Source organism: Falsiroseomonas oryzae (assembly GCF_027856955.1).
Taxonomy (GTDB): Bacteria; Pseudomonadota; Alphaproteobacteria; order Acetobacterales; family Acetobacteraceae; genus Falsiroseomonas; species Falsiroseomonas oryzae.
Window position 1 is genome coordinate 1 of record NZ_JAPSMD010000356.1, and the last position, 5535, is coordinate 5535.

At 73.9% G+C, this 5535-nt stretch carries 3 protein-coding genes; all 3 read left to right on the plus strand.

Annotation, left to right across the window (positions count from 1 at the left end):
• On the plus strand, positions 1 to 1677 hold a 1677-nt coding region (locus OZN99_RS24200; RefSeq protein ID WP_270937809.1), incomplete at its 5' end, for a NirA family protein.
• Positions 1674 to 3206: a sulfite reductase subunit alpha gene (locus tag OZN99_RS24205; RefSeq protein WP_270937810.1), complete on the plus strand. Its 1533-nt coding sequence runs from the start codon at positions 1674 to 1676 to the stop codon at positions 3204 to 3206. The genes OZN99_RS24200 and OZN99_RS24205, both read left to right, overlap by 4 nt.
• Position 3207: 1 nt before the next feature.
• On the plus strand, positions 3208 to 5535 hold a 2328-nt coding region (locus OZN99_RS24210), incomplete at its 3' end, for a molybdopterin oxidoreductase family protein (protein WP_270937811.1).

A 5535-nucleotide genomic window follows, 5' to 3' on the forward strand; every position in this document is an offset into this window, starting at 1 on the left:
ATCGAGGCGCGGCGCGGCACGCTGCTGCCCGCCGCGCCGCCGGGCGAAGGCAGCGCGCCCCCGGACGCGCTGCGTGCCGCGCAGGACGCGACGCTCGCGCGCGGCGGCAAGCTGACCCCGCAGGAGGAAGCGAAGCGCGCGCGACACCCGCTCGACCGCTGGGACGAGATGACGGAGCGCGCGGCGGCCGGTCGCTTCCCGAAGCCGATCGACGACTTCATCGGCCGCTACCACGGCCTCTTCTTCGTCGGCCCCGCGCAGGACGCCTTCATGTGCCGCCTGCGCATCCCGGGCGGCATCCTCTCCGCGCATCAGCTCGACGGCATCGCCGCCATCGCGGAGGAGTGCGCCGCAGGCCATGCCGACATCACCACCCGCGCCAACCTGCAGCTGCGCGAGATCCCGGCGGCGAAGGGTGTCGAGGTCGTCTCCCGCCTGGCTGAGCTCGGCATCATCCCGAAGGGCACCGGCGCCGACAACGTCCGCAACATCACCGCAAGCCCGACCGCCGGCATCGACCCCCAGGAGCTGGTGGACACCCGCCCGCTGGTGCGTGCGTTGCACCACCACATCCTCAACACCCGCGACCTGTTCGCGCTGCCGCGCAAGTTCAACATCTCGGTCGCCGGCGGCGGCGCAGTGGAGGTGCTGGAGGAGACGAACGACATCAGCCTGCGCGCGGTCGGCACGCCTGACGGGCTGCGCTACCGCCTGACGCTGGGCGGCATCACCGGCCATCGCGACTTCGCGCGGCCCACCGGCGTGGTTGTCCGGCCGGAGCAGGTGGTGCAGGTCTGCGACGCCATCCTCCGCGCCTTCATCGCGGAGGGCGACCGGACCGACCGCAAGACAGCGCGGCTGAAATACGTGCTGGACCGGCTGGGCCTCGACGGCCTCCTGGCGCTGGTGGAACAGCGCCTGGGCACGTCGCTGGAGCGGATGCCGGAGGACGCGCTGTCCCACGCACCGCCGCCGGCGAAGCACGGGCATCTCGGGATCCATGCGCAGAAGCAGCCGGGGCTGTCCTACATCGGCCTCGTCACGCCGGTGGGGCGGCTGGCGGCAGCGCAGCTGCGCGGGATCGCGGAGGTCGCGCGGCGCTTCGGCAGCGGCACCATCCGCCTGACCGTCTGGCAGAACCTGCTGGTCAGCGACATCCCCGACGCCGCGCTGCCGGACGCCTGCACGGCCATCGCGGCGCTGGGCCTGGGGTGGGAGGCGTCGCATCTCCGTGGCGGCCTCGTCGCCTGCACCGGCAATGCGGGCTGCAAGTTCGCGGCGAGCAACACCAAGCGCCACGCGGCGGAGCTGGCGGAGTATCTCGATGCGCGCATCGCGGTGGATGCGCCGCTCAACATCCACCTGACGGGCTGTCATCATTCCTGCGCGCAGCACTACGTCGCCGATATCGGCCTGCTCGGCGCGAAGGTGGAGCGCGGCGAGGAACTGGTCGAGGGCTACGACCTGCATGTCGGCGGCGGCGCCGGGCCGGAGCAGAAGATCGGCCGGCTGGTGCGGCCCAGGGTGGCGCAGGACGAGCTCGGCCCCGCGGTGCTGGCGCTGCTGCAGGCCTGGATGCGCGATCGCGCGCCGGGCGAGAGCTTCCAGGGCTTCACGGCACGGCACGACGACGCCGCGCTGGCCGCGCTGGCGACCGCCGCGGAGACGCCCGCATGAACGCGATCCTGCCGCCCGGCCTCGGCCCCGCGCCGGTCCCGCTGATACCGGAAAGCGCGCCCTTCAGCGCCGCGCAGCGCGCCTGGCTGAACGGCTTCCTCGCCGGGCTCTATGGCGGCGCGGCGGCTGCGGCGAATGCCTCGCCCGCGCCGCCGCCGCCGCCCGCGGAGGAGTTTCCCTGGCACGACCCGTCGCTCGACCTCGACGAGCGCCTGAAGCTGGCCGAAGGGCAGGCCCTGCCGCGCCGGCTCATGGCCGCCATGGCGCAGCTGGATTGCGGGCAGTGCGGCTATGTGTGCCAGAGCTACGGCGAGGCCCTGGCGAGCGGCGCGGAAACGTCCACGGCGCTCTGCGTGCCCGGCGCGAAGGCGACGCAGAAGGCGCTGAAGGGGCTGCTGGCGGAAGCCCCGGCCGCGGCGCCGAAGCCGGCTGCCATGCCACCCGCGGCAAAGGTCGGGCGCGAGATACGCTTCGTCGCGGCACACCGGCTGACCGGCCCGGGATCCGCCAAGGATGTGCGCCATGTCGTGCTCGACCTGGCGGATAGCGGCCTGGCCTACGAGCCTGGCGACAGTCTCTCCATTGCGGCCGAGAACGACCCCGCGCTGGTGGAGGCGGTGCTGGCCGTGCTCGGCGCGACGGAGGATGCCGCCCTGCGCGAGGAGCTGGCACGGAGGCGCGACATCGCGCGGCCGCTCGACCGCACGCTGGACCTGCTCGCGGGTGCGGCGCGGCACCCGCCGCATGCCGGCGCGCTGCGCGCCCTGGCCGATGGCGAGGACGGCGCGGAGCCGGGCGATGCCGACCTGCTCGACCTGCTGACCGCCTTCCCCTCCTCGCGGCCGCCGATCGCCGATCTTGTCACCTCGCTGCCGCTGCTGAAGCCGCGGCTCTATTCCATCGCCTCGTCGCCGATCGCCTGCCCGGGGCGCGTGGAGCTCTGCGTCGGCGTGGTGCGGGCGGAACGTCGCGGGCGGCTGCGGGACGGCGTCGCCTCCTGCCACCTCGCCTTCCGCGCGGATCCGTCCGTGCCGCTGTCGGCCAGCGTGCAGACAAGCCATTTCCGCCTGCCCAGTGATCCGGCGACGCCCGTGCTCATGATCGGCCCCGGCACCGGCATCGCGCCGTTCCGCGCCTTTCTGCAGCATCGCGAGGCGATGGGTGCGAAGGGGCGCAGCTGGCTGTTCTTCGGCGACCAGCGCGCCGCGACGGATTTCCTCTTTGCCGAGGAGATCGGCGCCTGGCAGGCCAAGGGCACGCTGTCGCGTCTTTCCCTGGCCTGGAGCCGCGACGGGCGGGACAAGGTCTATGTGCAGCACCGCATGGCGGAGGCCGCCGCGGATCTGTGGCGCTGGCTGCAGGATGGCGCGCATCTCTATGTCTGCGGCGACGCTTCGCGCATGGCGAAGGACGTGGACGCGGCGCTGCGCGGCATCGCGATGTCGGAAGGCGGCATGAGCGCCGACCAGGCGCGCGACTGGATCGTCGCCCTCGCGCGCCAGGGCCGCTACCAGCGGGACGTCTACTGACATGGACGGATCGCTCACCGCACCGCCGTCGCGCGCCATCCGCACCACCTGCCCCTATTGCGGCGTCGGCTGCGGCGTCCTCGCGACGCCGGATGGCCGGGGCGGGGCGGTCATCGCCGGCGATCCGGACCACCCGGCCAATGCCGGGCGGCTGTGCAGCAAAGGCACGGCGCTGGGCGAGACGCTCGGCCTGGAAGACCGGCTGCTGCATCCCGAGGTTGGGGGCAAGCGCGCCTCCTGGGACGCCGCGCTGGATGCGGTGGCCGAGGGTTTCCGCAAGGCCCTGGTGCAACTCGGGCCGGAGGGCGTGGCGCTCTACGTCTCCGGCCAGTTGCTGACGGAGGACTACTACGCGGCCAACCGGCTGGCGAAGGGCGTGCTCGGCACGGCCAACATCGACAGCAACTCCCGGCTCTGCATGGCCAGCGCGGTCGCCGCACACACCCGCGCCTTCGGCGAGGACGTGGTGCCCGGCACCTACGCGGATCTCGAACTGGCGGACACCGTGGTGCTGGTCGGCTCCAACCTGGCCTGGTGCCATCCGGTACTGTTCCAACGTGTCATGGCGGCAAAGGCGGCGCGGCCGGACATGCGCATCGTCGTGGTGGATCCGCGCCGCACCGCCACCTGCGAGGGCGCGGACCTGCACCTGCCGCTCGCGTCGGGGAGCGACGTCGCGCTGTTCGCGGCGCTGCTGGTCCACCTGGCGGATCACGGGCTGGTCGATGCGTCGTATGTCACCGCCCACACGCAGGGCGCGGAGGCGGCGCTGGCCGCGGCGCGCGCGGTCGCGCCGGATGCCGAGCGGCTCACCGGGCTCGATGCCATGCTGGTCGCGCGCTTCTGCGCGATCTGGGCCGCCAGCCCGCGCACCGTCACGCTGTGGAGCCAGGGGGTCAACCAGTCCTCGGCGGGCACCGACAAGGCGAACGCCATCATCAACTGCCACCTGCTGACCGGGCGGATCGGCCGGCCCGGCGCGGGGCCGTTCAGCGTCACCGGCCAGCCCAACGCGATGGGGGGCCGGGAGACCGGGGCGCTGGCGACGATGCTTGCCGGCCACCTGCGCTTCGACGTGCCGGCCGAGCACGCGGCGCTGGCGGCATACTGGGATGCGGCGACGCTGCCGAAGGGTCCGGGGCTGAAGGCGACGCAGCTCTTCGCGGCGCTGGAGGAAGGACGCATCGGCGCACTGTGGGTGATGGCGACCAACCCCGCCGTTTCGCTGCCGGACGGCGCGGCGGTCCGCCGGGCCCTCGCGCGCGCGCCCTTCCTGGTGGTGTCGGAGGTGTCGCACCGCTCCGACACGGCGGGCTTCGCGCATGTGCGCCTGCCCGCGCTGGCCTGGGCGGAGAAGAGCGGCACGGTCACCAACAGCGAGCGTGTCATCAGCCGCCAGCGCGCGGTGCTGCCGCCGCCCGGCGAGGCGCGGCCGGACTGGTGGATCGTGGCGCAGGTGGCGCGGCGGCTCGGCGCCAGCGGCTTCGGCTGGGACGGGCCCGCCGCGATCTTCCGCGAGCATGCGGCAATGACCGGCCTCGCGCGTCCTGCCGCCCGCGCCTTCGACATCTCCGGCCTCGCCGGGCTGACGGATGCGGCCTACGACGCCCTGGCACCGACGCGCTGGCCGGTGCCGGCATCGGGCGATGCACCGGCGCGGTTCTTCGCGGCGGGCGGCACGCTTGCCGGGCGTGCGCGGCTCGTGCCGACGCCGTTTCGCGCGCCGGTGGAGGATGTCTCGCCGGTCTTTCCGCTGCGGCTCCTCACCGGGCGGCTGCGCGACCAGTGGCACACGATGACGCGCACCGGCAGCGTGCCGCGGCTGATGTCACACAGCCCGGAGCCGACGCTGGCGCTGCACCCGGCGGATGCGGCGGGGATGCAGGCCGGTGCCCTGGTGCAGGCCACGTCGCCGGGCGGCACCGCGGTGTTCCGCCTGATGCTCGATGTCGGGCAGCGGCGCGGCACGGCCTTCGCGCCGATGCACTGGACGGCGCAGCTCGCGCCGGCGGCGCGCGTGAACACGCTGGTCGCGCCCCATGCGGACCCCGTCAGCTTCCAGCCGGAGCTGAAGAACGCCGCGATCCGCGTCACGCCCTTCGCCGCGGCGTGGCACGCCTTCCTGCTCGCGCCGCGTCGCCTGCCGGCCGACGTCGCCCCGTTCTGCGCCGCGATCCCGGTGGCGGGCGGCTGGCGCCACGAGTTGGCAGGCACGGACGCGCCAGCCGGGGCCTTCGCGAGGCTGCTCGCGGTGCTCGACGCGCCGGGCGCCACCTGGCTGCGCTTCGAGGATCCGGCAGCCGGGCTGTTCCGGGGCGCAGCGCTGCAT